This window comes from Paraperlucidibaca sp. (genome assembly GCF_982810325.1).
Genome location: NZ_CEYEMI010000013.1, coordinates 18,973 through 45,892, shown reverse-complemented (window position 1 = coordinate 45,892; position 26,920 = coordinate 18,973). Strand labels below are relative to the sequence as shown.

23 protein-coding genes and 2 tRNA genes are annotated in these 26,920 nt (G+C 52.4%); 10 read left to right on the top strand and 15 right to left on the bottom strand.

Annotation, left to right across the window (positions count from 1 at the left end; genetic code table 11):
- Positions 1-14 precede the first annotated feature (14 nt).
- From dksA to panD, 10 genes are all read left to right on the top strand, one after another.
- On the top strand, positions 15-500 hold the full coding sequence (gene dksA, locus AC3DKE_RS06340) for an RNA polymerase-binding protein DksA (RefSeq protein ID WP_340675653.1): 486 nt from the start codon (positions 15-17) through the stop codon (positions 498-500).
- Positions 493-1,374: a tRNA glutamyl-Q(34) synthetase GluQRS gene (gene gluQRS / locus AC3DKE_RS06335; RefSeq protein WP_340675654.1), complete on the top strand. Its 882-nt coding sequence runs from the start codon at positions 493-495 to the stop codon at positions 1,372-1,374. Before dksA ends, gluQRS begins: the two co-directional genes overlap by 8 nt.
- A 67-nt stretch (positions 1,375-1,441) precedes the next feature.
- Positions 1,442-1,618: a hypothetical protein gene (locus AC3DKE_RS06330; protein WP_340675655.1), complete on the top strand. Its 177-nt coding sequence runs from the start codon at positions 1,442-1,444 to the stop codon at positions 1,616-1,618.
- Complete coding sequence (locus AC3DKE_RS06325; RefSeq protein ID WP_340675656.1) at positions 1,608-4,550, top strand: ATP-binding protein; 2,943 nt, start codon at positions 1,608-1,610, stop codon at positions 4,548-4,550. Before AC3DKE_RS06330 ends, AC3DKE_RS06325 begins: the two co-directional genes overlap by 11 nt.
- On the top strand, positions 4,547-5,896 hold the full coding sequence (locus AC3DKE_RS06320; protein ID WP_487990244.1) for a sigma-54-dependent transcriptional regulator: 1,350 nt from the start codon (positions 4,547-4,549) through the stop codon (positions 5,894-5,896). Before AC3DKE_RS06325 ends, AC3DKE_RS06320 begins: the two co-directional genes overlap by 4 nt.
- Positions 5,897-6,331: 435 nt before the next feature.
- Positions 6,332-7,669: a polynucleotide adenylyltransferase PcnB gene (gene pcnB / locus AC3DKE_RS06315; protein ID WP_340675658.1), complete on the top strand. Its 1,338-nt coding sequence runs from the start codon at positions 6,332-6,334 to the stop codon at positions 7,667-7,669.
- A gap of 2 nt (positions 7,670-7,671) precedes the next feature.
- Complete coding sequence (gene folK, locus AC3DKE_RS06310) at positions 7,672-8,202, top strand: 2-amino-4-hydroxy-6-hydroxymethyldihydropteridine diphosphokinase (protein ID WP_340675659.1); 531 nt, start codon at positions 7,672-7,674, stop codon at positions 8,200-8,202.
- Positions 8,203-8,286: 84 nt separating this feature from the next.
- Positions 8,287-9,087, top strand: coding sequence for a 3-methyl-2-oxobutanoate hydroxymethyltransferase (gene panB, locus AC3DKE_RS06305; protein WP_487990243.1), 801 nt, complete (start codon positions 8,287-8,289; stop codon positions 9,085-9,087).
- 11 nt (positions 9,088-9,098) lie between these two features.
- Positions 9,099-9,947, top strand: a complete 849-nt coding sequence (gene panC, locus AC3DKE_RS06300) for a pantoate--beta-alanine ligase (RefSeq protein ID WP_340675661.1) — start codon at positions 9,099-9,101, stop codon at positions 9,945-9,947.
- A 142-nt stretch (positions 9,948-10,089) separates the two neighbouring features.
- The gene (panD, locus tag AC3DKE_RS06295) at positions 10,090-10,470 is read left to right on the top strand and encodes an aspartate 1-decarboxylase (RefSeq protein WP_340675662.1); all 381 of its coding nucleotides are present in this window, start codon (positions 10,090-10,092) and stop codon (positions 10,468-10,470) included.
- A 90-nt stretch (positions 10,471-10,560) separates the two neighbouring features.
- On the opposite strand, the gene AC3DKE_RS06290 is transcribed toward panD, so the two are convergent.
- The 15 genes from AC3DKE_RS06290 to glmM form a co-directional block, all read right to left on the bottom strand.
- A complete protein-coding gene (locus tag AC3DKE_RS06290; protein WP_340675663.1) occupies positions 10,561-12,714 on the bottom strand; it encodes a TRAP transporter large permease subunit in 2,154 nt (717 codons plus the stop codon).
- Positions 12,715-12,783: 69 nt separating this feature from the next.
- Positions 12,784-13,788, bottom strand: coding sequence for a putative solute-binding protein (locus AC3DKE_RS06285; protein ID WP_379071999.1), 1,005 nt, complete (start codon positions 13,786-13,788; stop codon positions 12,784-12,786).
- A gap of 75 nt (positions 13,789-13,863) precedes the next feature.
- Positions 13,864-14,895, bottom strand: coding sequence for a hypothetical protein (locus tag AC3DKE_RS06280; protein ID WP_487990242.1), 1,032 nt, complete (start codon positions 14,893-14,895; stop codon positions 13,864-13,866).
- A gap of 217 nt (positions 14,896-15,112) precedes the next feature.
- Positions 15,113-17,197: a polyribonucleotide nucleotidyltransferase gene (pnp, locus tag AC3DKE_RS06275; protein ID WP_379071993.1), complete on the bottom strand. Its 2,085-nt coding sequence runs from the start codon at positions 17,195-17,197 to the stop codon at positions 15,113-15,115.
- Between the two features lie 213 nt (positions 17,198-17,410).
- Complete coding sequence (gene rpsO / locus AC3DKE_RS06270; protein ID WP_340675667.1) at positions 17,411-17,680, bottom strand: 30S ribosomal protein S15; 270 nt, start codon at positions 17,678-17,680, stop codon at positions 17,411-17,413.
- A 90-nt stretch (positions 17,681-17,770) separates the two neighbouring features.
- Complete coding sequence (gene truB, locus AC3DKE_RS06265) at positions 17,771-18,721, bottom strand: tRNA pseudouridine(55) synthase TruB (RefSeq protein ID WP_379071988.1); 951 nt, start codon at positions 18,719-18,721, stop codon at positions 17,771-17,773.
- Positions 18,722-18,733: 12 nt separating this feature from the next.
- Entirely contained in the window at positions 18,734-19,165 is a 432-nt protein-coding gene (rbfA, locus tag AC3DKE_RS06260; RefSeq protein ID WP_340675669.1) for a 30S ribosome-binding factor RbfA, read from the bottom strand.
- Positions 19,166-19,179: 14 nt separating this feature from the next.
- On the bottom strand, positions 19,180-21,894 hold the full coding sequence (infB, locus tag AC3DKE_RS06255) for a translation initiation factor IF-2 (RefSeq protein WP_379071985.1): 2,715 nt from the start codon (positions 21,892-21,894) through the stop codon (positions 19,180-19,182).
- 36 nt (positions 21,895-21,930) lie between these two features.
- Positions 21,931-23,403 (bottom strand): transcription termination factor NusA, encoded by a 1,473-nt coding sequence (gene nusA / locus AC3DKE_RS06250; protein ID WP_340675671.1) that lies wholly within the window; start codon positions 23,401-23,403, stop codon positions 21,931-21,933.
- Positions 23,404-23,431: 28 nt separating this feature from the next.
- A complete protein-coding gene (gene rimP / locus AC3DKE_RS06245; RefSeq protein WP_487990241.1) occupies positions 23,432-23,899 on the bottom strand; it encodes a ribosome maturation factor RimP in 468 nt (155 codons plus the stop codon).
- 166 nt (positions 23,900-24,065) lie between these two features.
- Positions 24,066-24,142: transfer RNA gene (locus tag AC3DKE_RS06240), tRNA-Met, on the bottom strand.
- 110 nt (positions 24,143-24,252) lie between these two features.
- Positions 24,253-24,337 (bottom strand) — tRNA-Leu (locus AC3DKE_RS06235).
- Between the two features lie 46 nt (positions 24,338-24,383).
- A complete protein-coding gene (secG, locus tag AC3DKE_RS06230; protein WP_340675672.1) occupies positions 24,384-24,740 on the bottom strand; it encodes a preprotein translocase subunit SecG in 357 nt (118 codons plus the stop codon).
- Between the two features lie 11 nt (positions 24,741-24,751).
- Positions 24,752-25,513 carry a triose-phosphate isomerase gene (tpiA, locus tag AC3DKE_RS06225; protein ID WP_379071978.1) on the bottom strand — a complete coding sequence of 254 codons (762 nt, stop codon included), beginning with the start codon at positions 25,511-25,513 and terminating at the stop codon, positions 24,752-24,754.
- A 62-nt stretch (positions 25,514-25,575) separates the two neighbouring features.
- Positions 25,576-26,913 (bottom strand): phosphoglucosamine mutase, encoded by a 1,338-nt coding sequence (glmM, locus tag AC3DKE_RS06220; protein ID WP_340675674.1) that lies wholly within the window; start codon positions 26,911-26,913, stop codon positions 25,576-25,578.
- Positions 26,914-26,920 lie beyond the last annotated feature (7 nt).

Sequence of the window (26,920 nt, the reverse complement as noted above, 5' to 3'; positions counted from 1 at the left end):
CGTGAGAAAGAACAATGCCTACCCGCACTACTGAAAAAAAGGCTACTGCGGCCACCAAAACTAAGAAAAAACCAATTGGTATCGTCCTCATTCACGGTGTTGAACCGTATAAAGAAACCAAAGGTGAAGATTATTTAGGTGCGCCTCAGCGTAAGCATTTTCGTGAAATTTTAATTTCATGGAAACGCGAGTTAATGCAGGAAGTGGACCGTACTGTGCACCACATGAAGGATGAGTCTGGCAGCCTGCCCGACCCCAACGATCGCGCCACGCAAGAAGAAGAGTTCTCTCTTGAGCTCCGCACGCGTGATCGTGAGCGCAAACTGATCAAGAAAATCGATCAAATGCTCGATCGCATCGAAAAAGATGACTACGGCTACTGCGATGATTGCGGCATCGAAATCGGCATTCGCCGCCTAGAAGCCCGCCCTACTGCAACCCTGTGCATCGACTGTAAGAGCCTGCAAGAAATCAAGGAAAAGCAGCTGGTTGGTGGTTAACCGCGTTATCGGCCGGTTCGCGCCCTCGCCAACCGGCCCGCTACACTTCGGATCTCTTCTTGCTGCAATCAGCAGCTATGCCAGCGCCAAACATCAGGGCGGCCTCTGGCGACTTCGCATCGACACCATCGACCCACCTCGTGAACAAGCTGGCGCAGCTGACAGTTTTATTAGCACGCTCGAGGCGCATGGCCTGCACTGGGACGGCGATATCGTTTGGCAGCATCAACGCATTGCGCGCTACCGAGAAGTATTGGCCGAGCTCATTGCCAAAAACTTAGTCTATGCCTGCGATTGCTCACGTAGCGCTCGCGCTGAAGCCGGCGTGCTCGACTGCTTAGGCCCGTGCCGGCATGGCGAGCATCACCCTAATGCTAGCGATGCCGCTTGGCGTCTGCGATCGCCTGCCACTGCAAGCACCTATCATGACCGCCTACACGGTGAACTGTCTGAGCTACTAAGCCGCAGCTGCGGCGATGCCATACTTTGGCGGCGCGATGACTTACCGGCTTATCAGCTCGCCACCGTTGTTGATGATCATGACATGAGCATTAGCGAAGTGGTTCGCGGCACTGACTTGCTCGACAACACGGCACGCCAGTGTCATCTCGCCGATAGCCTAGGCTGGGCACGACCGCAGTTTTTACACATCCCGATGCTTATTAACAGCACTGGCCAAAAGCTATCGAAGCAAAGCCATGCACTCGCGTTAAACAATAATCATGCCGCAGAGAATGTCTTTTTAGCGCTGCAACTATTGGCGCAGCAGCCGCCAGCTGAGCTTCGCCAAGCCTTTATCGACGAAATCATCACCTGGGCCGTGGCGCATTGGAGTGAGTCAGCGCTGCCAATAGGCGACATTAAGCAGCCCTGACTTTGCCCAATGAGCTAAAGCTGATACCGTGCCAACACGCACAATCGCTGCGTTTCGGAGCCCTCGCGTGTATATTGACCGCCTAATTTTGCTATTTGTTGCTGGCGCTTATTTACTCTCACCCGTGATCATTGATTGGTGGAGTGAGGGCGGCAGTGCGTGGTATCGCCCCTACACTATTTGGGCACTACTGATTGCCTTGGGCTATTGGGTAGCACGGAGCCGCGATTTAAATGATCTTTAGTCCTACCCTGCTATTTGCGCTAACCACCGCGTATTTGGGGCTCTTATTTTTTGCCGCTTACGCCAGTGAGCACGGCTGGATTCCTTTACGCTGGGTGCGCCATCCGGCAGTGTTTGTTTTGTCATTGGGCGTTTTTGTCAGCACCTGGGGCCTATTTGGTGCCGTGCAATTCGCGCGCGAAAGCGGCTTCAACTTTCTCACTTTTTATATTGGTCTAGCCGGCGCATTTCTCTTAGCTCCGGTATTTTTGCAGCCACTTTTTCGGCTTGCACGTAGTCATCAGCTCACCTCCTTACCGGACTTGCTCGCATTCCGCTACCGCAGCCAAGCCGCCGGCACGCTAGCAACTATCGCCATGTTAATTGGCGTCATGCCATTGCTCACCACGCAAATGCAAACCGTCGGCGAGGTCGCACGCATACTCACCGGCGGCACAAATACCAAGCTCATGGGCTTAGTATTTTGCGTGATGCTCATCGGCTTTACGTCGCTGTTTGGCGCTGGAGCAAAGTCGAGTCGCCATCAGGAAAATGATGGCCTTGTGGTGGCGATCGCGCTCGAGTCCGTGATTAAGCTCATTGCCATTTCGGCCGTTGGCCTCTACGCCTACTTCGGCGTGCTTGGTGGCAGCGCAGGCGTTAATGATTGGCTGAGTCATCACCCCGAAGCCTTGCGCAACCTATTTCAACCGTTAAAGGCAGGTTACTGGCACAGCCTTCTGTTGGTATTTTTCTTCGCCTCAGTGGTTATGCCCTGCCTCTATCACATGGCTTTTACGGAAAACCGCGAGCCGCGCAACTTGCTCACCGCCACCTGGGCCTTTCCGCTGTATCTGCTGGTGATGGCATTGGGCATTCCCATTATTTTATGGGCCGGACAGGCCATCGGCCTAGCAGACTTACCCGAGTTCTACAGCCTCGGCGTTGCTATCGAATCGCGCTCACCCGCCCTAGTTTTGCTGCTGTTTATTGGCGCACTAGCATCATCAAGCGGCATCTTAATTGTCACCACACTGGCACTGGCCAATATGACGCTAAACCATGTCATCTTGCCTTTACGCGGCTGGCCTACCGACGACGCACTTTATCTAGAAACTCAGCGCCAGCGCCGCTTTCTCATCGGCTTCATTTTGCTCGCAGCCTTTATGCTGTCTTGGCTGCCTGGTTTACGTCCCGACAGCACTGAAATGTCGATGCTGTCATTCGTTGCCATTTTGCAGTTAGCACCTAGTGTGCTGGCTCTACTGTTTTGGCCGCGCGCGACACGCTCGGGCATGCTCACAGGCTTGAGCTTTGGCATGGCAATTTGGATAGTCATGCTGGCGATTCCGTCACTATTTTTAGCCAACTTTGATAGCGGCAAGCTACTCGGCATTATCACCACATCGCGACTCGATCATTGGCAGGCCATGGGCATCATCGCCACCCTGGGCAATGGCATCGTCCTCGTCGTTGTCTCGCTATTACAGCCTCAATCTGCTGCCGATCGTGAAGTTGCCGAAGCCTGCTCAGTCGATAACCTCAGCAGCCCCGTGCGTTGGAGCTTGGCCGCCGACTCAGTGGACGCTTTTGTCAAAGCACTAACGCCAGCGCTCGGACCGCTAACCGCTGAGCGCGAAGTTGGCATGGCGCGCAATGATCTCAATATGGCCAGCACTGAACGCCGCCCCTATGCACTGCGCCGCCTACGCGATCAGCTCGGCGCCAACCTGTCTGGCTTATTGGGGCCAAGCTTGGCCATGGAGTTGCTCGACAAACATCTACCTCAACAAATCGTGCCGCAAAGCCCCGGCGAAGATATTCACTTTATTGAGTCACGCCTGGAGGAATATCGCGACAAACTTTCAGGGCTGGCTGCTGAGCTTGATACCTTGCGCCGTTTTCATCGCCAAACTCTGCACGACCTGCCATTAGGCGTATGTACGCTGGCGGGCGATCTTGAAGTGCTGAGCTGGAATCGCGCCATCATGGATATTACTGGCTGCGCCGATATCGAAGTTATTGGCTCGCGACTAAGTAGCCTTCCCGAGCCATGGAACCACACGCTGACGCAATTTCTTAACCAGCCAGGCGCGCTAGAATCGCGCCACCGCCTAAATGTCGATGGCCAAACTCGCTGGATTAACCTTCATCGCGCCATGATTGGCGACGCCGATGGCAGTGTAGTGCTGGTTATGGAGGAAATAACCGCCCTGCAACAGCTTGAGTCACGCCTGCACCATAGCGAGCGCTTAGCAGCAGTTGGTCGCCTAGCGGCTGGTGTCGCCCATGAAATCGGCAACCCAATTACGGGCATTGCCTGCTTAGCGCAAAACCTTAAAGCTGAGCATGCGATCGACCATGAAGTGCATGCGACCGCGCAAGACATTCTCGATCAAACCAAGCGCGTCACCAGCATTGTGCAGTCTTTAGTGGGCTTTGCTCGCACTGAGCATCATGTCGGCGGCGAGTTCGACAATGTGCCCTTGCTCGCCGTGGTCAATGAATCGCTGCATCTACTAAAACTCGCACCGGAAGCGCGCCAAGTTGATTTTCGAGTGCATATCGATAGCAGCCTAGGCGTCTATGGTGATGCCCAGCGCCTGTGCCAAGTCTTCATCAATCTTCTCGGCAATGCCCGCGATGCCAGCACGCAGTCAGGCCGAATCTTGGTTCGCGCTCGTCAGCACGGGCCATCACTGCGTATTGAGATTGAAGACTTCGGGCACGGCCTGCCCGATGGCGATTTGCGCGAACGCTTATTTGAGCCCTTTGTAACAACTAAGGCGCTCGGTGACGGCACAGGGCTAGGTTTAGCGCTAGTTCATGGCATCATTGAGGCACATGATGGTCGCATCCAATTAATCGATAAGCGCGATTACGATCAAGGCACCGGTGTGATTGTGCAAATCACGCTACCGGCCGCCAAACGCAATGAGGATATGAACGCGTGAGCAGTATTTTAGTCGTCGATGATGAACAGGTAATTCGCAGCGGCCTGAAGCGCCTATTGCAGCGTAATGGCTACGAAGTTGCCGAAGCCGGCAGTGTCGACGAGGCCTTGGCGCAGTCTTCTCCGGATTTATACGACCTGATCATTTCTGATTTACGGCTGCCTGGCCTGCCAGGCACAGCACTAATCGAGCGTGCAGGTGAAACGCCCGTGCTGATCATGACTAGCTTCGCCAGCATTCGCTCAGCCGTCGATGCCGTGAAAGCGGGCGCAGCTGACTACATTGCCAAGCCGTTTGATCACGATGACATGCTGATCACTATCGATCGCATTTTGCGCGAGCAGCGTTTGCGCCGACAAAATCGCGCCCTGCGTGCCGAGCAAGCGTTAGCCAAGCCCGATAGCGGCATCATTGGCAACTGCCCTGGGATGATAGAAATGCATCGACGCATCAGTCGTGTCGCCCCGCTTAACACCACTGTATTAATTTTAGGCGAGTCTGGCACCGGTAAAGAGCTAGTCGCGCGCGCATTGCATGAGCAAAGTCCACGTCGTGATGCACCGTTGATCTCGGTAAACTGCGCGGCCATTCCAGAGTCATTGATTGAGTCTGAATTATTTGGCCATGAAAAAGGCGCGTTCACCGGCGCTCAAGGCTTACGCAAAGGCTTGGTCGAGGCCGCTGATGGTGGCTCGTTATTTCTCGATGAAATCGGCGAATTGCCATTAGAAGCACAAGCGCGCTTATTGCGCCTGCTGCAAGAGAAAGAAGTCCGCCGCCTTGGTGCTACACAAACGCGCAAGGTCGATGTGCGCCTGATTGCCGCCACGCATCGCAACCTAAAGCAGCTCGCCAGCGAAGGCCTGTTTCGCGAAGACTTATTTTTTCGCCTCAATGTGATGGAGCTGTCACTGCCTCCGCTGCGCGATCGGGGCGACGACATTCTCACCATTGCTGATCAGTTATTAGTGAGAACCATTGAGCGAGTTGGCTCGAAACCCCTAACGTTCACCCCTGAGGCTCGGGAGGCAATGGCGCATTATCATTGGCCAGGCAATATTCGTGAGCTGGAAAATGCCATCGAGCGAGCCGTTATTTTGACCGAAACTGAGGTTATTACGCCCAGCTTACTAGCCATTGAGTCCGCTTATCCCACCCGGCAAACTCAAACAGTACAGGTCGATGATGACCCACCTACAGGGCTATCCCTCGAGGACTATTTTCAGCACTTCGTCTTAGAACATCAGGACCAAATGTCTGAAACAGAGTTAGCACAAAAGCTTGGCATTAGTCGCAAGACGCTCTGGGAACGACGCCAGCGCTTAGGCATTCCTCGACGCCGTTGATCACAAAATAGTCGCGCATGTTACGTTACCTATCTACACAAACTAAGTCAGTAAGTAACACTTTAGTCTGATGCCACACACACAATCATATCCAACAAATTTACAAGTCGATGATTTATCTGAAATAACTAGAATTATTGAAAGTTGGCACAGTACCTGCTTTATGTAATTGCGGAACAATAAAAATAAGCCGCTTGTCGGGTAACCGGCACTATAAAAAAAGCGCTCGCCAGGATGTGAGACTGCAAAAGCCAAGGATGCTCGGGCAAAAATAATAAAAGAAGCCCAAATAATAAGACGGTCATAAACCGCACACCGTTCAGCGTACGCGGGAGGTAACCCCTCCCGCCTTGCGTTCTAAACCAAGCCCTAACATACAGTCGGATATCAACCTGCTATCATGCGCACCTTATTTACAAGGCTCGAGATGCAAGTATGTTGAAGTGGCTAAATCGCTGGCGAAATCAGGGCAAACACCTGACACGGCTCAAGCCGGTAGTAATCCCACGCGACCAGCACTCAATCTCTCGAAAGAACCTCAGTCCCGCAGCAGTCAAAACACTGTATCGCCTACAAGATTGTGGCTTCGATGCCTATCTTATTGGTGGCGGCGTACGCGACGTTTTGCTTGGCTTATCTCCTAAAGATTTCGATATTGCCACCAACGCTAAGCCGGAAGATGTGAAGCAAGTGTTTGGCAGCCAGTGTCAGATTATTGGTCGCCGCTTTCGCTTAGCCCATGTCCGCTGGGGCCGCGAAGTCATTGAAGTTGCCACGTTTCGCGCCAATCATGCCGATGGCGATGATCAAAGCGCTCGCACCAATGCCGATGGTCGCATCTTGCGCGATAACGTCTGGGGCAGCATCGAAGAAGATGCCGCCCGCCGTGACTTCACTATCAACGCTGTTTATTACCGCATTGCCGATTTCTCATTGTGGGATTTCGCCAATGGTGCAGCCGACCTGAAGCAGCGCGTTATTCGCCTCATAGGCGATCCTGAAACACGTTATCGCGAAGACCCTGTGCGCATGCTGCGTGCCGTGCGCTTCGCCGCCAAGCTCAACTTCACTATTGCTCCGGCGACCGCCAAGCCGATTCCAGCTTTGGCGCACTTGCTTGAAGAAATGTCGTCGCATCGCCTCTACGACGAGTGCCAAAAACTATTTGCCAGTGGTCATGCCGCACCACTACTGCCACTAATGCAAGGCTATGGCTTATTCGCTCCGCTATTTCCTGGCCCCGCTGAGCATCCCTGCGAGCAACTGTGGCTGAAAACTGCACAAAGTACCGATGCGCGTTTAGCGGAAGGCAAGCACATCAATCCTGCATTCTTCTTTGCCGCCCTGCTCTGGGGTGATGTGCAGGCGCGAGCACAAGCACTAATCAATGATGGCGTGCCACCAGTGCCCGCATGGCAACAAGCTGGCACACATGCCGTTAGCCGCCAATTAGCGCGTACAGCCATTCCCAAACACGTCTCACAAGTCATGCGCGATATCTGGGAAATGCAGATGCGCCTCGAATCGCCACGCCCACGCCAAGTCGAGATCATGGCCACAAATGAGCGCTTTCGTGCTGGCTACGACTTCCTGCTGATGCGCGAAAGCGTTGGTGAAGCCACAGGCAAGATGGCGGCGTGGTGGACACGTTGGCAAGCTGCCGACCCAGGCTTACAAGCCGAAATGCAACGCGCATTAGCAAAACCTGAAGCTGCCGCAGCGCCGAAAAAGCGTCGCCGTCGCCCTAAAAAAGCTGCTTCGCCGTCGCAATAACCATGAGCATTAACACTGACGTAGAGTCGCAATTTGCTGCGATAGGCCTTGGTGGCAATTTGGGCGATGCGCCTAAAACCTTATGCTTTGCGCTAGAGCAACTTGCAGCGCATGCGCAGATACACATTATTGCCATCTCTCACCTATACCGCAGCGCAGCCATAGGCCCTGAGGGCCAGCCCGACTACGCTAATGCCGTTATCAGCATTAGCACCAGCCTATCGCCTATCGCCTTGCTCGATGCCCTGCAAGCTATCGAGCTTATGGCCGGGCGCGAGCGCCTACTACGCTGGGGTGCGCGCACGCTTGACCTCGACATATTGCTATATGGCGAGATAGCAATGCAGAGTGAGCGATTAACCATTCCGCACATTGAGCTATATCATCGGCCATTCGTTTTAGTTCCACTGGCTGATATTGCCGCCGCGCGTGTTCTACCCAATGGCCATCGAGCCGATGAATTAGCGGCAAGCTGTAGCCGAGACGGCTTAGCGCTATGGCCAGATTTACGCTGGCCTAGCACAGTAGAATAACGCCACAGCAGTCTTGACCTTGACCCTCCCTCAAGTGAATATGCGCAGCCATGATTGGCACTATCGATTGCGCGGAGTAAGCCCATGAAACCCATCACGCTACGCACCTTGCGCGACATGAAAGCACGCGGCGAAGCCATCAGCTGCCTAACCTGCTACGACGCTAGTTTTTCAGCGGCAATGGCACGCGCAGGCGTCGAAGTCTTATTAATTGGCGATTCTTTAGGCATGGTTCTGCAAGGTCATAACTCAACGCTGCCAGTCACGGTTGCCGACATGGCCTATCACACGACAGCGGTCGCGCGCGGAAATCAGCAATCGTTAATCATGGCTGACTTACCGTTTATGTCCTACGCGACTATTGAGGACACTCTAGCCAATGCCGCAGCACTGATGCGAGCTGGCGCACACATGGTCAAGCTCGAGGGTGGCTCGTGGTTAAGTGAAAGCGTTCGCCTAATGACTCAAGGCGGCATTCCATGCTGCGTACATTTAGGCCTAACCCCACAGTCGGTCAATGTCTTTGGCGGCTATCGAGTACAGGGCCGTGACGAGGCGAGCAGCACTAAACTATTAGAAGATGCGCGCAATGTCGTGGCTGCTGGTGCCGCCATGATACTGCTTGAATGCGTCCCAACTGATCTCGCCAAGCGCGTACAAGAAACTGTAGATGTTCCAGTCATTGGCATTGGTGCAGGTCCGCATTGTGACGGCCAAGTTTTGGTCGTTCACGATATGCTAGGCATTCATAGCGGCAAACCCGCACGATTTGTGAAAAACTTCCTTAGTTGCGGCGATGGCTCAATTGAAGGTGCTTTCCGCAGCTATATTGAACAGGTTAAGTCTGGCGAATACCCCGCACCTGAACATGCGTTTGCGGAATAAGTAGAGCCACCATGAAGATTGAACACACTATCCAAGGCGTTCGCGCTGCTTTACGTTCGGCCAAAGCTAGCGGCAAATCCATTGCTTTCGTACCAACAATGGGCAATTTGCACGCTGGCCATATTCATCTAATTAATGAGGCAAAGCGCCGTGCCGACTTTGTCGTTTGCAGCATTTTTGTCAATCCAACGCAGTTCGGCGCCAATGAAGATTTCGGCAGCTATCCGCGCACACTCGATCGTGATGGCACGCTGTTGGCTGAAGCCGACTGTGACTTGCTGTTTGCTCCTGCGGCTACCGAGATCTATAGCAACGGCCTGAATCAGTTAACCAGCATTCATGTCAGCGAAGTGACCGAACAGCTCTGTGGCGCCTCACGCCCTGGCCATTTTACCGGCGTGGCCACCATCGTCACCAAGCTACTCAATATTGTCTCGCCTGATATGGCCCTATTTGGCCAAAAAGACTATCAGCAGCTCGCTGTCATTAAGCAGTTGGTTCACGACTTATTCTTGCCCGTCAATATTATTGGTATTGCCACAGTGCGCGATACTGACGGCTTGGCGCTTAGCTCACGCAATCAATACATGACTGAGCTACAGCGCAGCAAAGCCCCATTGCTCTATCAAACGCTGTGCAATATTCGAGACGCCCTGCAGAAGCCAGATAGCGTCGCTGATGAGATCATTGCGCGAGCGAAATCCACGCTTAAGCAAGGTGGCTTCAAGATTGACTATCTCAGCGTTCATAGCTTAGACCTGAATGACTTTGATGCCAGCCAGCCTCAGGCGGTTGTTTTAGTCGCTGCGCATTTAGGTAAGACCAGACTTATTGATAACCTTGTTTTTGACCTACAGTAAAACTGATAGATATCCCTTATTTGACAGCGAAGAGTGATTGATCGCGCGCGCATCTTGCGGCAAAATGGCGCGCCCAACATGTAGGTCGGTCCCAAAACCGCCCTGTGCTTGTTTTTTTGCTGCTGAGCGGAGGTAAACGCCCATGCAATGCATCATGCTGAAAGCCAAGTTACATCGTGCCTGTGTCACACATGCCGAATTAGACTACGAAGGCTCCTGCGCTATCGATGGCGACTTGCTTGACCTTTCTGGCATTCGCGAATACGAACAAATTCAGATTTATAACGTCGGTAACGGCCAACGCTTCACGACCTATGCTATTCGTGCCGAATCTGGCTCAGGCATGATTTCGGTTAATGGCGCTGCGGCACACAAAGCACAGCCTGGTGATCGTGTCATTATTTGCACATACGCCCAATTTGCTGAAGAAGAGCTTGCTGCTTTTAAGCCTCGCTTGGTGTATTGCAATATCGACAACACCGTTAGTCACAGCGCTAACGCTATTCCAGTGCAAGTCGCTTAACACACTAGAAAACTTCAATCTGTAGCGTTTAATTCATTAAATCGCAGATACAAAAAAGCCGGCAATCGCCGGCTTTTTTGTGGGTGCTGCTTAGCCGAACAGGCTTAGCAACATCCCGTTAAGTGACTCTTGCCATTCAGTACCATGCATCACGAGGTTCTGACCGCCATACACAACGATGAGTAGACCTGTGAACATCACGACAACTGGCAAAATCCAGCGCTCGTAGCGGTAGTAGAAGGACTTATGACGGACCTCAGCATCCGCTGCATCCATTTCTTCCTCACCAACCACCATACGAGTAAGTAACTGGTTCAGTGCCACTGGAGGAGACAGATAACCAAGCTCGAAAGCAGCCAACACAACCATCCAGAAGTGGACCGGGTTGATGCCATTTGAGTAGGCAATTGGAGCGACTGTCGCGGACACCAAGATCACCGCACCGAACGGATCCATAATCATGCCGATGAATACCATCATAAACATGAGAATAGTCAACGTTAGCCATATGTTTCCAAGATCGGCTGGGACGCTTGCCATGATGCCAGAATGCTCGATCACACCACCGACCGACACAGACAATGCCATCAGCATAATCAACGCACCAATGTGGCCAATCGTTTCATTAGTGGCAAAGCGGACAGCTTGCTCAAGACTTAAGCGACGTTCGGCTTCTGGATTAACCTGCACAGCCTGAGCTTTGGGCTCGCGACGAATTTTATCGAAAATCACGATAAACAACATGATGACCGGCAGCATCACAGGTGCAGTGAACTCATCGAGCTGTGCATCAAGTAGGTACTTATAACCGTAGACCACCAACAAGGTGATAACGATATAAGGCGATACAGGCACCAAGGCACGTGCAGAGTCACGTAATGCTGTTGAGAACACAGCCCGCTCGCGACCTGTTGAGTCTTCTTTCACCATCATGGCAAAAAGCAAGAACAGCGTCGATGTGACCATAAACACGCCAACACCCCAACCGTACAGCTCGTTGGTAGTAACTTGCTTGTTCAATGCGGCAATCAGCACGATCAGCAAGCATGGGCGTAACACAACACCCATCGAGCCTGACATTGCAGCTGCTGCCAATGCCATTTGGCGACGACCGCCGGCCGAGTAGACTTCTTTATAAACGATGGCACCTGCAGCGATAACGAAAATACCTGAAGCGCCGGTATAAGCCGTTGGAACCGCGGCAGCTAGCAAGATAACCCAGGTCAATGCCTCAGGGCTTAGCTTCCAAGGGCGCACAATGTCTAAGAACAAAGTCACTACGCGTGTTTGCTTGAGCAACATACCGGCCCAAATATACAGCGCGAGGTTCAAGAAGATGCCGGAGTATTCCAGCAGCTGGCCTAAGTAAATGGCAATACCAGCCCAATGCTGTTCGGCAAAGAACACACTAGCCGATGTCATTGCCATGAAAGCAAACAACGGAATAGTCAGCAGACTCATACCAAAGTTGCCGCCAGCAGGCGCATCTTTCGGCGGACGAACTACACGAACAGCGCTGATTATTGCCAGCACCGAGAATAGACCGATAAAAATATAGTTAACTAGTGGTTTGTCTACTGGTATGCCCGACGCGAGCAATACTTTGTTGTAGTAGAACCAAGAAGTGAACGCCAAAATACTGTTCGCAATGACCATCGCCATGTTGTAGACGAAGAAGTCGCGCTGCGTTTTTGGTGGCCGCAAGTTAATGTGATGAATGCTTAACGTTGTAGTAATTGCAGCAATGGAAAACATAGCCAGCAAAATCAACGAACGGTTTTCGGTTCCGAACTTAAAGATACCAAAGAAGCCCGTCTCAACCGCTCGGAACGCCTTTAGCTTAGGTGTGATGTGATCAACCACACGCTCATAAATGTCGTTTTTCTCAACACACAGCGCTTTCGCAGCTTCTAGAGACGAACGAATTGCTTCGGGATCTTGAACCGCATCAGCAAACAGCATATCCAATGGATCATCAGATACGGGAGCGTTTAACTTTGCCTGGACCGCGGCATCAACATCTCGATTAGGGTCACATGCAGGACGTACTGGGTCTGCACGCAACATGAAATATTGGACGTTTGTTGTGGGGTCGCCGAACATGCGCTCGCCCATACGCAGTAACTGGCCATGGAGCATTTCGCCCGTACCAATCACCAACGTCAGCAACAGTAGAGCTAAAACCGGCAGACTGGAAAACCATTCCGATAAGCTGCGGTTCAGGAAGACAGGCTTATTATTCATTTTATACTTCCTTGGTAGAAAATGGCGGCGAGCACCAATGCTCGCCGCCATTCATTTCTTACGAGTAACTTATTCTAAGTTTGTGGAGCATTCAGCATTGGCGCTTTCGACCGAGCAGCGAATTTTCTTCAACATTTTCATCATGAACGCGTCGTAAATACCGTCTTTGGTCAGGCTAATACGCGCATCTCGCAATAGCACTACATAGCCTTCTTTATCATCGGGAGGCAGATCCAACCAAGTAGCAGCTGGAACACCTTTCTCAGCTTTATTAATCATGCTAATCGAGCGGTTATACTGCGAATCCCAGTATTTGCGCGATGCCTGACCAAAACCAGCAGGAAACTTGGTTTTGTCGATAAATAGCTGGAAGGTCAGCTGAATGATAGGGAAGCGAACAATAGCACCGTCTTTTCCTAAGCCTTTGTAAAGCTCGAGTGGCTTATAGGCCATGGCTGGAGCAGCGATGATATCGACAGCGCCATTATTGAACTTGGCACCAAAGTTACTGATGTCAGAAGAGACAGGCTGAGCACCAATCTTTTGCACCATTTTGGCTTGTGATTTGTCGTAGTCAAAAATGGCAATTTTCTTACCTGCCAGCTTGTCGACATGATTGATTGAGCGGCTTTTAACGAATAAATAGGCAGCACCCGCTGGCGCCACGCCCGCAACCTCAAACTTGCCTTCAACCATCTTGGAAGCCAAGGCTGGGTTAGCTAACGTTGAAATTGCTTTTGCCATCACCGCATATGAAGGAATAGCGCCAATGGAATCTAAAGATCCGGTGAAGTTGTTAAACTGACGACCACGCAGACCTGTCAGCAAAACGCCATCACACTGGCCAGCTTTGAAGTCTTCAGCGGCGGTGCGCTCATCGGTATAGGCTTTCAGCTCAACCGCAGCACCCATTTTGGTTGCAGCCAATGCGTAGTCCTTCATCAGACCATAGGCATCGCCTTGTGCACCAAGAATATCGAATACGCAAATTTTGTTCGCAGCATTAGCTTGAACCGATACTGATGCAGCCAGTACCGTCACTGCCGCCACGGCTAAAGTTTTAATTTTTCTCATGAAAAAACCTCAAATTGTAAGAAGAAATAGATTGACTAGGCAGCCAAACGAATAACGTTTGGCTGCCTACAAAGTTCACAGGAGGTCGGAGATGTCGACGCCTTCAGCGCGCTCTGCCTTCTCATCCCAGAATTTACCCAGCATGCCAAGGGGTGTGCGAGTGCCAGCACCCTCAGTCCACAGGCGGTCTGAGAGAGTAGTTATGATCAAGCCTGCCATGCTATCCGCCAGACGGTAGTCTGGGTTTTGCTTGAAGCCCTGTTTCACATCAGCGAAGCGGCGAATTGCGTCACGCAGACGCACCTGATCATCTTTACCCGATGCCGACAAGGCATACATAGCAAATGGCAAGCGCACACCTGCGGCTTCACCAATAGCCATCGATGCGTTCATTGCACCCCATGGGTCTTTACCTTCATCAGCGCCAGGCAGCACGTTCCACACGACAGCACGAGCGGCCAATGGTACGCCCCACCATTTTTTGTTATCTAGGCAGCTAAATGCGCGTTCAGCTTTTGCCGCGATATCAAGTGGAACACCTACTGTTTGACCAGCAACGATATCGTTTAAAACTGCTTGCAAGCCAGTTATAAGGCCCAGCATGTAGACGAATTCGTCAAAATCTTTATGGAAGTCTGTGCATTGCTCGCCAATCTTGATGTCGTAGCGTTTTTCGTAGTAAGTCACGAAGCGCTGGTACGATATTAACTGACGACGTGCGGCAAGCTCAGCAAAGCGTTTTTGCTGAATGCGAGCATCCTGCGCTTCCTCAACATTACCCGCACGAGCGGCACGTAAGTAGCGAAGCTCTGCTTCGGTGGCATCGACTTCAGCGCATAGGCCTGCTGTCGTATAAAGCAAAGTCCCAAGCTGATTAGCGTCGGCACCAATATTTTCAGTTGCAACGATTAGTGGCGCAAGAGCTACTCCGGACTTACAAGCCATAAGTACGTCGTTATCGCGCAGCAGAGGGGGAACTAGATTTCGCTCAACGAAGCGAAGTGATTGGTTGCTAATGAAAGCGATTGGGTCACAGGCCGAAAGTAGCACTGAGGAACCAAGGATAACACTTACAAAACCAAGACGGAGTTGGCGGAAGCCACCCATGTCATTCTCCTTATGAAGATTATTATTATCACGCGCGCGCATTATTGTTGTAGTGCAACACGGGTGTACTGGCCCAAGCCAGCAAGGCTCAGAGAAGATAACACTATGGGCTGTTAGCGTTAAAGCCCAGAATGTGGCCTCTGATCGTTTTTTTCACCTTACATCGCCACACAAACCTACGGCCGTCGGGTTTAGGCACCCGACGGCCATATCTTCCTTAAACTTCGATCAATTCCTTAATCGACAGCTTAATGCGACCGCGCTGATCAACATCCAACACTTTGACTTTGACCACTTGGCCTTCGGTCAAATGGTCACCAACATTTTCAACACGCTCATGCGCAATTTGCGAGATGTGCACAAGGCCATCGGTACCTGGCAGGATATTTACGAAAGCGCCGAAATCGACGATACGAGCAACCGTACCTTCATAAACAGTACCAACTTCTACTTCAGCAGTAACTTCTTGCACGCGGGCTAATGCCGCTTGCGTTGCCGCTTTAGTTTCGCCGTAGATGCGCACTAGGCCAGAGTCATCAATATCGATGGTGGCTTTGGTTTGCTCACAAATGCCGCGAATGGTGGCGCCGCCTTTACCGATAACATCACGGATTTTGTCGGTGCTGATTTGGATCGTCGTGTAAGTCGGCGCATATAGGCTGACTTCAGCGCGCGAGGCTGACAACACTTGGTTCATCTGATCCAAGATGATCTGGCGAGCTTCGTGGGCCTGGCCTAAAGCCACTTCCATGATCTCTTCAGTAATGCCTTCGATCTTGATGTCCATTTGCAGTGCGGTCACGCCTTTGGCAGAACCAGCTACTTTAAAGTCCATGTCGCCGAGATGATCTTCGTCGCCCAAGATGTCGGTAAGCACGGCGAAACGATCGCCCTCTTTTACCAAGCCCATGGCGATGCCGGCCACTGGCGCTTTCATTGGTACACCAGCAGCCATCAGTGCTAATGAGGCACCGCAGATTGACGCCATAGATGACGAACCATTTGACTCAGTGATATCCGATACGACACGAATGGCGTACGGGAACTTGTCAGCTGACGGCAGCATTGGGTGCACACCGCGACGTGCCAAACGGCCATGGCCGATTTCGCGACGCTTAGGGCCAGACTCACGACCAGTTTCGCCCACCGAGTAGGATGGGAAGTTGTAATGCAGCATGAAGTTATCGGTATATGTGCCTTCCAGCGCATCAACCATCATGCAATCGCGCGTGCCGCCGAGCGTAGTAGTAACCAAAGCCTGAGTTTCGCCACGTGTAAACAATGCCGAACCGTGAGCACGCGCAAGCACGTCAACTTGGATATCCAAGGCGCGAACTGTTTTCGTGTCACGACCATCGATACGTGGCTTGCCACTGAGGATGTTGTCGCGCACGGAGCGATATTTCAGATCTTCAAACAGATCTTCAACTTCGCTGGCGCACTGCTCACTGCCTTCTGGCGCAAACTGAGCCAATACAGCTTGCTTAATTTCGCCCAAACGCGTGTAGCGATCTTGCTTAACGCTGATGGCATAGGCTTCAGACACTTGCGCGCCAAATGCTGCCTTCATTGCGGCTTTCAGTTCTGTGTTCACCACGGCTGCAGCAACTTCCCACTTCGGAGTGGCGACTTCAGCTGCAAAAGCTGTAATGGCTTCAACAACAGCTTGTAGCTCATCATGGCCAAACAAGACGGCACCAAGCATTTGGTCTTCGCTAAGCTCTTTGGCTTCAGACTCAACCATCAAGACAGCGGCTTTGGTGCCGGCTACCACGAGGTCAAGATCAGATACTTTCATTTGCTCGAAGCTGGGGTTCAGTACGTATTCGTCGTTGATGTAACCAACGCGAGCCGCACCGATGGGGCCATTGAATGGCAGGCCTGAAATAGCTAGCGCCGCTGATGTGCCGATCAATGCTGCAATGTCTGAGTCTTGCTGTTTGTCCGAAGAAATAACGGTAGCCGTTACCTGCACTTCGTTAACAAAACCTTCTGGAAATAATGGGCGGATTGGGCGGTCGATCAAACGCGACGTTAGCGTTTCTTTTTCAGTTGGACGGCCTTCGCGCTTAAAGTAACCACCGGGGATTTTACCGGCAGCATAGGTTTTTTCTTGGTAGTTCACGGTCAGTGGGAAAAAATCCTGGCCGGATTTGGCTTTCTTATTGCCAACAACAGCAACCAGCACCTGCACGCCACCCATGGTAACGACAACTGACGAGGCCTGGCGAGCAATGCGACCAGTTTCTAAAGTGACGCTTTGGGCGCCGAACTGAAAGGTTTTACTGACGATATTAAACATAGATTCTCCAATCGATACGCCCTATGCGCATCGTTCCGACTTATTCGCCATTGGAGGCCCCTAACAGTTGCCATGCCTGTAGGCATCGCAGGTGTTAGAAGCCTCTCCGATGGCATCCAATACGCCACATCCTTGTAGCCTGAGCGAGTAGCACGATGCTATTTGCTCAGATAAAAATAAAGAGCGGCGGACCGCTCTCTATCTCTTACTCGCTTAGCGGCGTAGACCCAGTACTTGGATCAACGCAACGTAGCGGCTGCTGTCTTTACGTTTTAGGTAATCGAGCAGTGTACGGCGTTGGTTCACCATGCGGATGAGACCGCGGCGCGAATGGTGATCATGCTTGTGTTCTTTAAAGTGCGGCTGCAGATCATTGATCTGTGCGGACAGCAAAGCCACTTGGACTTCGCATGAACCGGTGTCGCCGGGGGCACGAGCATGCTGCGCAACGATGGCAGCCTTGTCCTGAACTGTCAGGGCCATGGGTTTTCTCCTTTGAAAGGCCATAAAACAACGACAGACCGTGCCTTTCTACAGTCCGCGCTGACACGCCCAATGGGCATGTTTGATGACTTAGTTGAGCGAGCTATCAGCTACGCGCACTAAGCGTTTGGGGGCAAGCAAGCCATCATCATTTTGGCTGCCTATCCCTAAAAAAAGAGCCGGTTGGCCGTCATCTTGTAACTCAAAAATGAGCACTGACTGACCATCTCGCGGCAGACCACTAGCCTGCACCGGATTACCGTGGCGCAGATAATACGCTGAAGTCTCACTCAACTCCACACGCGGCCAATCGGCCAATCCTGCCCAGCTCGGCAGCAGCATTTCATCGAGCGCTGGAAAGCCCAAAGGCTCGGCTTCGGCTACATGCTCGCGGGTGAAGCTTTGCGATAAATTGAAGGGGCCTGCCTGAGTGCGTCGCAGTGCCACCACATGCGCGCCACAGCCGATGACATCACCAATATCTTCGACCAGATTGCGCACATAGGTGCCTTTTGAGCACGATACTTTAAGCTCAACAAATGGCAAATCTATGGACACGCAGCTGAGTTCGTAAATTGTGACGGGTCGTGCGGCGCGCTCAACTTCGATGCCGGCGCGGGCCAGCTCATAGAGCGGACGACCATCGCGTTTTAATGCTGAAAACATCGAGGGCACCTGCATGATGTCACCGCGAAATTGTGCCAACACATGCTCAAGCTCATCGGCGCTAATGTTTGGCACAGCAGCACGAGCAATGACTTCGCCTTCGGCATCGGAGGTGTTGGTTTTTTCACCCAGCTTTAGCCGCGTGACATAGGTTTTATCGGCATCGAGCAAGTAGTGTGAGTACTTCGTCGCTTCGCCTAAGCAAATAGGTAAAACGCCTGTCGCAAGCGGGTCAAGACTACCGGTATGACCAGCTTTATCAGCCTGATAACGGTGCTTAACCCATTGCAGAATTTGATTGGAGGTGACACCAATTGGCTTATCGAGCAGCAAAATGCCATCGATAGGGCGACGTGGACGGCGCGGCTTACTCATCTATTACTGAGCTTAGTCGCGACTGTCGTCGGCAGGCGTTGAATCGGGGTTTGTGGCATCAACTTCAGCGCTATTATTCGCTTCAGCATTTTTCACATCGGCAGCAACTGCCTGCGTGATGAGATCAGCCATGCGATTACCGCGCGATGTCACCACATCATGGTGAAAGCGCAAATGCGGCACGATGCGCGTGCGCAGACCACGGCCTAATTCACCACGCAAAATGCCAGAGGCAGCATTGAGAATGGCGATACCTTCATCTGGCGACTCATCTAGGGTTTTGCCCAAGATGGTCACGTAGATGTCGGCATAGCCCATATCGGGACTAACTTTAACAGCCGATATGGTGACCATGCCTAAGCGAGGGTCACGCAAGCGCTGACGGATCAGGCCCGAAATATCGCGCTGAATTTGGTCGCCTAAGCGTTGCGTGCGTTGACTCACTAATCCATCCCGCCTTACAAGCTACGCTTGATGATTTGAACTTCATAGACTTCGATTTTGTCGCCCGCCTGGATGTCTTTGTAGCCTTTAATAGCTAGGCCACATTCCATGCCATTGCGGACGTCAGCAACGTCATCTTTGAAGCGGCGTAATGACTCGAGCTCACCCTGGAACACCACCACATCCTGACGCAAAATGCGGATGGGTTTGTTACGGAACAGGCTACCTTCGAGCACCATACAGCCGGCAGCATGACCAAATTTCGAGGAGTGGAAAACTTCACGAACTTCAGCCATACCCACGATATTTTCACGACGCTCAGGTGACAATAGACCAGACATTGCCGCTTTTACATCATCGATTAATTCATAAATGATGCTGTAGTAACGCAGATCGATACCATCATTTTGGCACTTAGCGCGAGCGGCGTTATCGGCACGCACGTTGAAGCCAAGCACGACTGATCCAGTCGATTCCGCCAAGTTGACATCAGATTCTGCAATCGCGCCAACACCTGAGCTGACGATTTTCACCACCACCTCTTCTGTGCCCAAATCATGCAGCGCAGCGGTGAGAGCTTCGAGCGAACCACGAACATCGGTTTTCAATACGATATTGACGCTGGCAGCTTCTTTTTTGCCCATATTGGCAAAAACGTTTTCCAGCTTCATGGCTTGCTGTAAGTCCATGCGCACTTGGCGATCGCGAGCGATACGGAACTCAGCAACTTCGCGGGCTTTACGCTCGTCGGTAACCACTAAGAACTCATCACCAGCAGCTGGTGCATCTGGCAGACCCAAGATCTCAATCGGCATCGATGGACCCACGGATTTCACCAGTTTGCCATTTTCATCAGTCAACGCACGGGCACGGCCATACATTGTGCCGGCCAAAACCAGGTCGCCTTTTTTCAACGTGCCTTTTTGTACCAATAACGTGGCTACAGCACCGCGACCCTTATCGATACGCGACTCAATGACCACACCTTGCGCAGCGCCTTCAGTCGAAGCGCGCAGCTCCAATACTTCGGCTTGCAGCAGGATGGCATCGAGCAAATCATCTATGCCTTCACCTGAGTGTGCGGAGAGCTTGATGATCTGTGCATCGCCGCCCCACTCTTCCGGCACAACGCCTTTCGCGGACAGTTCATTCTGCACACGATCAGGATCGGCAGACTCTTTATCCATTTTGTTGATGGCAACAATCAGCGGCACATTAGCAGCGCGCGCATGATCGATAGCTTCAGCCGTTTGTGGCATCACACCGTCATCGGCAGCAACAACCAAAACCACGATATCGGTAGCCTTGGCACCGCGTGAACGCATGGCAGTAAATGCCGCGTGACCCGGAGTATCCAAGAAGGTAATCATGCCGCGTGCTGTTTCCACGTGGTAAGCACCGATATGCTGAGTAATGCCGCCAACTTCACCGGCAGCTACTTTGGCGCGACGAATCGAGTCGAGCAAAGAGGTTTTGCCGTGATCAACGTGGCCCATGATGGTTACAACTGGCGCACGTGGCGCGTCATCACCATGATCGACGATTGAATCCATCAACGAATCTTCTAGCGCTGTGTCGCTGACGAATACAGCCGTATGGCCCATTTCTTCAACAACCAATGCCGCTGTTGCTTGATCAATAGCTTGGCTCTCAGTGACCATTTCGCCCATTTTCATCAGCACACGAATGACATCGCGCGATTTGCGAGCCATTTTTTGTGCTAAATCACTGACGACAATTTGTTCACCAATAGCAACTTCGTACACCTGCTTCTCCACAGGCTTCTCAAAGCCATGTTTTTTCGACAGAGCGCTGGTTAAGGTGCGATTAACAGGACGGAACGCCTGCTCTTCGCGTTTTTTCGGGCCTCTTTTACCACCGCGCGATGGCGTTGCACTGCCTCGCTTAATTGCGCGGTCTTCACGTGCAAATGAGTCTTCATAGGCCACGCCTACCAAGCCTTTTGCCAATGGGGCATCTACGGCAGGCGCCGCTACCTCTTTACGACCAGCTAAATCAGCGGCGATTAAGCGCGCTTGCTCTAGGGTTTTTTCACGAGCTTTATCTTCAGCTTCGCGGCGGACAATATCTTCTTGGCGCTTGCGTGCTTCATCAGCAACGCGTGTTTTCGCTGCCTCTTCTTCGCGACGCGCTTTCTCTTCTGGGGTTTCCAGTCGCTTAATATCGACTTTCGGCACACTCAGTTTGCGCGCATCTTTTGATTCGTTGCCTAATTGCTTGCGCGCATCTTCAGCGGCCTTACGAGCCTCTTCTTCAGCAGCGGCAATACGAGCGTCTTCAGTGGCACGCTTCTCGGCATCAATAATGGCTTGCTTAGCTTCTTCAACTTGACGAGCAGCAGCTTCAATAGCCAAACGCAAAGCTTCTTCGGCTTCGCGACTCTGGTCTTCCTGCACTTCGAGATCAGAACGCTTCACATAGGTGCGAGTTTTGCGCACTTCTACGTTGACGGTTTTGGCGCGGCCACCTGCAGCCGGCGACGCCTTCAGCGTGCTTACTGTTTTGCGCTGCAAGGTAATTTTTTGAGGCGCGCCCGCTTGCTCGCCATGAGCGCGCTTGAGGTGTGCCAACAGCTGCTGCTTCTCGCTATCAGAAACAGCATCTGTGGCACTTTTATGACTGAGACCGGCTTCGCTCATTTGCGCAAGCAGATTCTCAACAGGACGACCGACCGTGTCGGCTAATTCTTTAACTGTAACTTCAGCCATGGGGCGTTTACTCCGCTTCTGAGAAGGTGGCCCGGCTTATTGAAACCAGGGCTCACGCGCCTTCATGATCAATTGGGCTGCGATATCGTCGTTAATGCCGTCGATATCATTAATGTCATCAATGGCTTGCTCAGCCAAATCTTCCATGGTGACAATGCCGCGTGCAGCCAAGGCAAAGGCCACTTTGCGATCCATCCCTTCCATGCCAAGCAGATCTTCTGCTGGCTCACTGGCGCCTTCTTCAGACACCAGCGCTTTGGTCAGCAACACATCTTTTGCGCGCTGACGTAATGCGTCTACTAATTCATCATCAAAATCTTCGATAGCCTGCAGCTCTTCCAGCGGCACATAAGCCACTTCTTCAAGTGAGCTGAAACCTTCATTTACCAAGATAATCGCGATGTCTTCATCGATGCCCAAGTCTTTCATAAAGGCGTCGACAAAGTGCTGTGCTTCACCTTCTTGCTTGGTTTGGGCATCAGCAACGGTCATCACGTTTAAGCGCCAGCCGCTAAGCTCAGAGGCTAGTCGCACGTTTTGACCACCACGACCAATGGCCATGGCTAGTTGATCTTCTTCTACCGCTACATCCATGGTGTGGCTGTCTTCATCGACAACGATGGAGGCAACTTCAGCTGGCTGCAGCGCGTTAATAACGAACTGAGCGGGGTTATCGTCCCAAAGCACGATATCGACACGCTCACCGCCGAGCTCACCAGAGACGGCCTGCACACGCGAACCGCGCATACCGATACAGGCGCCTTGCGGATCAATGCGGTGATCATTGCTTTTCACTGCGAGCTTGGCGCGTACACCAGGGTCGCGAGCAGCAGCACGAATAGAGATAATTTCTTCGCCAATTTCCGGCACTTCAATGCGGAATAGCTCAATGATCATTTCTGGGCGTGAGCGCGACATCAGCAGTTGTGCGCCACGGCCTTCGGCATTGACGTCAAACAAGACGGCCCGCAGACGATCACCCATGCGGAAGTTTTCGCGCGGCAACATCTCTTCGCGCGCCAAATACGCTTCGGCGTTACCGCCGAGATCAACGATCAGGCCATCACGCGTAGTTTTCTTAACGATGCCGGAGAGAATTTCGCCGACACGGTCACGGTAAGCATCGACCACCAAGGCACGCTCAGCTTCACGAACTCGTTGCACGATAACTTGCTTAGCGGTTTGCGCTGCAATACGACCAAAAGCTTCGGACTCAATTTTTTCTTCGACGATATCGCCAAGCTTCAAGCCTTTTTCTTCTACGTCGCTAATTGCCAGCTGCATCGCGGGGATTTCGTGATCTTCATCAGCAACGACTTCCCAAAAACGGAAGGTTTCGTACTCGCCGGTACGACGATCGATAGCGACGCGAATATTGATCTCGTCGTTTTCGAAGCGCTTAACGGTGGCAGCGGCTAGCGCCTCCTCCAGTGCTTGGAAGATGACTTCGCGGCTAACGCCTTTTTCGTTGCTGACTGAATCCACAACCAACAGGATTTCTTTGCTCATGATGTGGGCCCTGCTTCTTCGTGTTCTATCAAAAGGTCGGAACGATATTTGCCTTATCGATACTGACAAACGGAATATCAAACTCGATGCCATCAACCAACAATGTCACCGTAGCCTCTGTGCAGCGCTGCATGGCGCCTTTGAAGCGGCGGCGACCCTGTAGCGGAGCAGTAAGACGTATATTCATTTCTTCGCCAACGTAGGCGGCGTATTGGTCGGGATGGAATAAGCCCCGATCCCAGCCTGGCGACGATACTTCCAGCGTGTACTCTCCGGCAATAGGATCTTCAACATCCATCACACCGCTGATTTGATGACTAATGCTTGAGCAGTCATCAATGCCGACACCGGCTTCACGATCGGTATCGATAAAAACGCGTAATACCGAATGCCTGCCCTGCTGAAAAAACTCGACACCCCAAAGCTGGAAGTCACATGACTCCACTACGGGCTGCAGCAGTTGCGTTAACTCTTCAATCTTCTTCGAGATGGCCATTGTGCCCGTCTCTCCCAGCGCCTAACTCTGGCGATTTACAAATTTCAGAAACAAAAAATGGGCCTCAATGCCCACGTTGACGGCAGCCCGGTGACACCGGGTATCACCTGCCGCGAGACCTATAAAAAAGCCCACTATAAGTGGGCTTTTTTACAAAGTCCGAATGTGGTAGCGGGGGCTGGATTTGAACCAACGACCTTCGGGTTATGAGCCCGACGAGCTACCTGACTGCTCCACCCCGCATCAGAGGTTGCGAACTGTAGGGACATGACACGGACTTGTCAAACCCTTTCGCTACTGGCATTGCCAGTATTTACACTGAATTCACTGATTGCTCAGAAATTCAGCTAAATTGGTGCGGAAGGGGGGACTTGAACCCCCACACCCGAAGGCACAGCCACCTCAAGGCTGCGTGTATACCAATTTCACCACTCCCGCATTGGTGTTTAATCCCGCCACCGGGACGCACATTAGTGCGATCGTTTTACTGCGCTGGTGCGACTGGCAAATCAGGGTTTGCCGGCGCTGCTGGCGCTTTTCTCACGGGCAGTTCTGGCAAGCCAGGAATTGCTTGTGAATTTGGAGCGAGCGATGAAGTCAACGCACGCGAATGGTTTTTAGCATAAATTGCCAAGCCAAGGCTGGTTAGGAAGAAAACCAAAGCCAAAACTGCGGTCATCTTCGTCAGAAAACCAGTCGAACCTGAGCCGCCAAATACTGTACCTGATGCGCCCGAGCCAAAGGAGGCGCCCATTTCGGCACCCTTACCTTGCTGAACTAGAATCAGGCCTATCATGACCACTGCCACGATGATGTGCGCAACCAACACCAGTGTTTCCATGACCATTCATCCTATAGCGCGATCTGCCCAGCCGCTTGGCAAATCGCTAAAAATTCTGACGCCGACAAGGATGCCCCCCCGACCAACGCCCCATCAATATCCGGCATGCTAAATAAGCCGGCCGCATTATCTGCTTTTACGCTGCCACCGTAAACAATGCGCAACGCATTTGCTGCATTAATATCGAAAGCAGCCACTACAGCCCGCAATGAAGCGTGCACAGCTTGCGCCTGCTCTGGCGTGGCAGTTAAGCCAGTGCCAATTGCCCACACAGGCTCATAGGCCAAAACGCCAGTGGCCAATGCTTCGGCACCGTACTGCTCTAGCACTGCAACTAACTGTCGCGATACCACTGCTAGCGTTTCACCTGCCTCGCGCTCAGCCAGCGTCTCACCCACACAAAGCACCGCAGACAAGCCTGCGCCACGCAGTGCAGCAAACTGCGCCGCCACCAAGGCATCGGATTCACCGGCACCTTGGCGTCGCTCTGAGTGACCAACTAAGGCACCCGAGAGCTTGAAATCTTGCATCATGGCCACCGAGCAATCGCCGGTGTAAGCGCCAGAGGCGTGTGGCGAGATGGTTTGCGCCATGACATTAATCGCGCAATCGTTCATCGCCTCGCTAGCTTGCTGCCAATAAGGCGCAGGCACAGCAATCGCAACATCCACACCAGCTAACTGCTCCGCGCCTTTTAAAGCGCCTAACAATGCTGCATTGGACTCGCGCAGACCATTCATTTTCCAGTTACCACCAACCCAGGGCTGACGCATAAACATATTCCTTGGCAGGCCGGCCTCGCGAGGTCGGCAATACTAGCGAAGCCGACGACGGCTTACAAGCAGTTGCGCACGGTCTCAGCAAGAGATTCTGCAAGCGCCTGCACTAATGGTGCATTTTGGCCTTCCACCATGACCCGAATTACCGGCTCGGTGCCAGATGCGCGCAGCAACACACGCCCCTGACCAGCCAACTGCTGCTCAGCATCGGCGATGGCTTTTTGCACGCTCTCCTTGCTCATCACATCAACACGCTCTGCCAAGCGCACATTGATGAGCTGATGCGGAAACTTGCTCATGCCAGACTTCAAGTCAGCCAACGACTTACCACTCTCAACTATCGCTTTCAGCACCTGCAGCGCGGCGACGATCGCATCGCCGGTGCTCGTCTTATCGAGACAGACAATATGCCCAGATGCCTCGCCGCCCAAAGTCCAGCCGCGCTCATTGAGAGCAGCCATGACATAACGGTCGCCAACATTGGCGCGAACAAACTCAACGCCCAGGGCGGTAATGGCTTTCTCAAGTCCAAAATTACTCATCAAAGTGCCAACAACGCCGCCAAGATCTTGCCCGCTGCGCTGGCGCTCGCAAGCCATGATGTAGAGCAACTCATCGCCATCAATGACTTCGCCGCGATGATCGACCATGACAATGCGATCGCCATCGCCATCAAAGGCAATGCCGAGATCGGCTTTTTCGGCCAATACGCGCTGCTGTAGCGACTCAGGATGAGTAGAGCCAACACCGTCATTGATGTTTTGACCGTTGGGCTCACAGGCATGACGAATCACCGTCGCGCCGAGCTCATCAAAAACGGCCGGCCCGACGTGATAGGTTGCGCCGTGCGCACCATCGATGACGATTTTTAATCCACGCAGCGTTAAATGATAGGGAAATGTGGATTTGCAAAACTCGATGTAGCGACCGCGCGCATCTTCTTGGCGCGTCACCTTGCCGAGCAAGTCAGGATTATCGATGGTCATTTCTTTATCGAGCCAAGACTCAATGCTGAGCTCAACCGCGTCGTCTAGCTTGCGGCCATCGGGGCCGAAAAATTTGATGCCATTGTCATGATAGGGATTGTGTGACGCTGAAATCACAATGCCTGCGCTGGCATGAAAAGCGCGCGTTAAATGCGCTACTGCCGGCGTTGGGATTGGCCCGAGCAAACGCACGCTAACACCAGCCGCTGAAAGGCCTGCTTCTAATGCCGCTTCAAATAAATAACCGCTTAGTCGTGTGTCTTTACCCACTACGACCGATGCGCCTGCGGCATTTGCAGTCATGGCACGACCAGCAGCCCAGCCTAGCTTCAGGGCAAACTCAGGAGTGATTGGATATTGACCTACCAAGCCGCGCACACCATCGGTGCCGAAATATTTTCTGCTCATGATTTTC

Excerpts from the sequence above, each read along its gene's own strand:
- dksA (WP_340675653.1), top strand. The coding sequence starts at position 15 with ATGCCTACCCGCACTACTGAAAAAAAGGCTACTGCGGCCACCAAAACT.
- AC3DKE_RS06325 (WP_340675656.1), top strand. The coding sequence starts at position 1,608 with ATGATCTTTAGTCCTACCCTGCTATTTGCGCTAACCACCGCGTATTTG.
- pcnB (WP_340675658.1), top strand. The coding sequence starts at position 6,332 with ATGTTGAAGTGGCTAAATCGCTGGCGAAATCAGGGCAAACACCTGACA.
- folK (WP_340675659.1), top strand. The coding sequence starts at position 7,672 with ATGAGCATTAACACTGACGTAGAGTCGCAATTTGCTGCGATAGGCCTT.
- panB (WP_487990243.1), top strand. The coding sequence starts at position 8,287 with ATGAAACCCATCACGCTACGCACCTTGCGCGACATGAAAGCACGCGGC.
- panC (WP_340675661.1), top strand. The coding sequence starts at position 9,099 with ATGAAGATTGAACACACTATCCAAGGCGTTCGCGCTGCTTTACGTTCG.
- panD (WP_340675662.1), top strand. The coding sequence starts at position 10,090 with ATGCAATGCATCATGCTGAAAGCCAAGTTACATCGTGCCTGTGTCACA.
- AC3DKE_RS06290 (WP_340675663.1), bottom strand. The coding sequence starts at position 12,714 with ATGAATAATAAGCCTGTCTTCCTGAACCGCAGCTTATCGGAATGGTTT.
- AC3DKE_RS06285 (WP_379071999.1), bottom strand. The coding sequence starts at position 13,788 with ATGAGAAAAATTAAAACTTTAGCCGTGGCGGCAGTGACGGTACTGGCT.
- AC3DKE_RS06280 (WP_487990242.1), bottom strand. The coding sequence starts at position 14,895 with ATGGGTGGCTTCCGCCAACTCCGTCTTGGTTTTGTAAGTGTTATCCTT.
- pnp (WP_379071993.1), bottom strand. The coding sequence starts at position 17,197 with ATGTTTAATATCGTCAGTAAAACCTTTCAGTTCGGCGCCCAAAGCGTC.
- rpsO (WP_340675667.1), bottom strand. The coding sequence starts at position 17,680 with ATGGCCCTGACAGTTCAGGACAAGGCTGCCATCGTTGCGCAGCATGCT.
- truB (WP_379071988.1), bottom strand. The coding sequence starts at position 18,721 with ATGAGTAAGCCGCGCCGTCCACGTCGCCCTATCGATGGCATTTTGCTG.
- infB (WP_379071985.1), bottom strand. The coding sequence starts at position 21,894 with ATGGCTGAAGTTACAGTTAAAGAATTAGCCGACACGGTCGGTCGTCCT.
- nusA (WP_340675671.1), bottom strand. The coding sequence starts at position 23,403 with ATGAGCAAAGAAATCCTGTTGGTTGTGGATTCAGTCAGCAACGAAAAA.
- rimP (WP_487990241.1), bottom strand. The coding sequence starts at position 23,899 with ATGGCCATCTCGAAGAAGATTGAAGAGTTAACGCAACTGCTGCAGCCC.
- secG (WP_340675672.1), bottom strand. The coding sequence starts at position 24,740 with ATGGAAACACTGGTGTTGGTTGCGCACATCATCGTGGCAGTGGTCATG.
- tpiA (WP_379071978.1), bottom strand. The coding sequence starts at position 25,513 with ATGCGTCAGCCCTGGGTTGGTGGTAACTGGAAAATGAATGGTCTGCGC.
- glmM (WP_340675674.1), bottom strand. The coding sequence starts at position 26,913 with ATGAGCAGAAAATATTTCGGCACCGATGGTGTGCGCGGCTTGGTAGGT.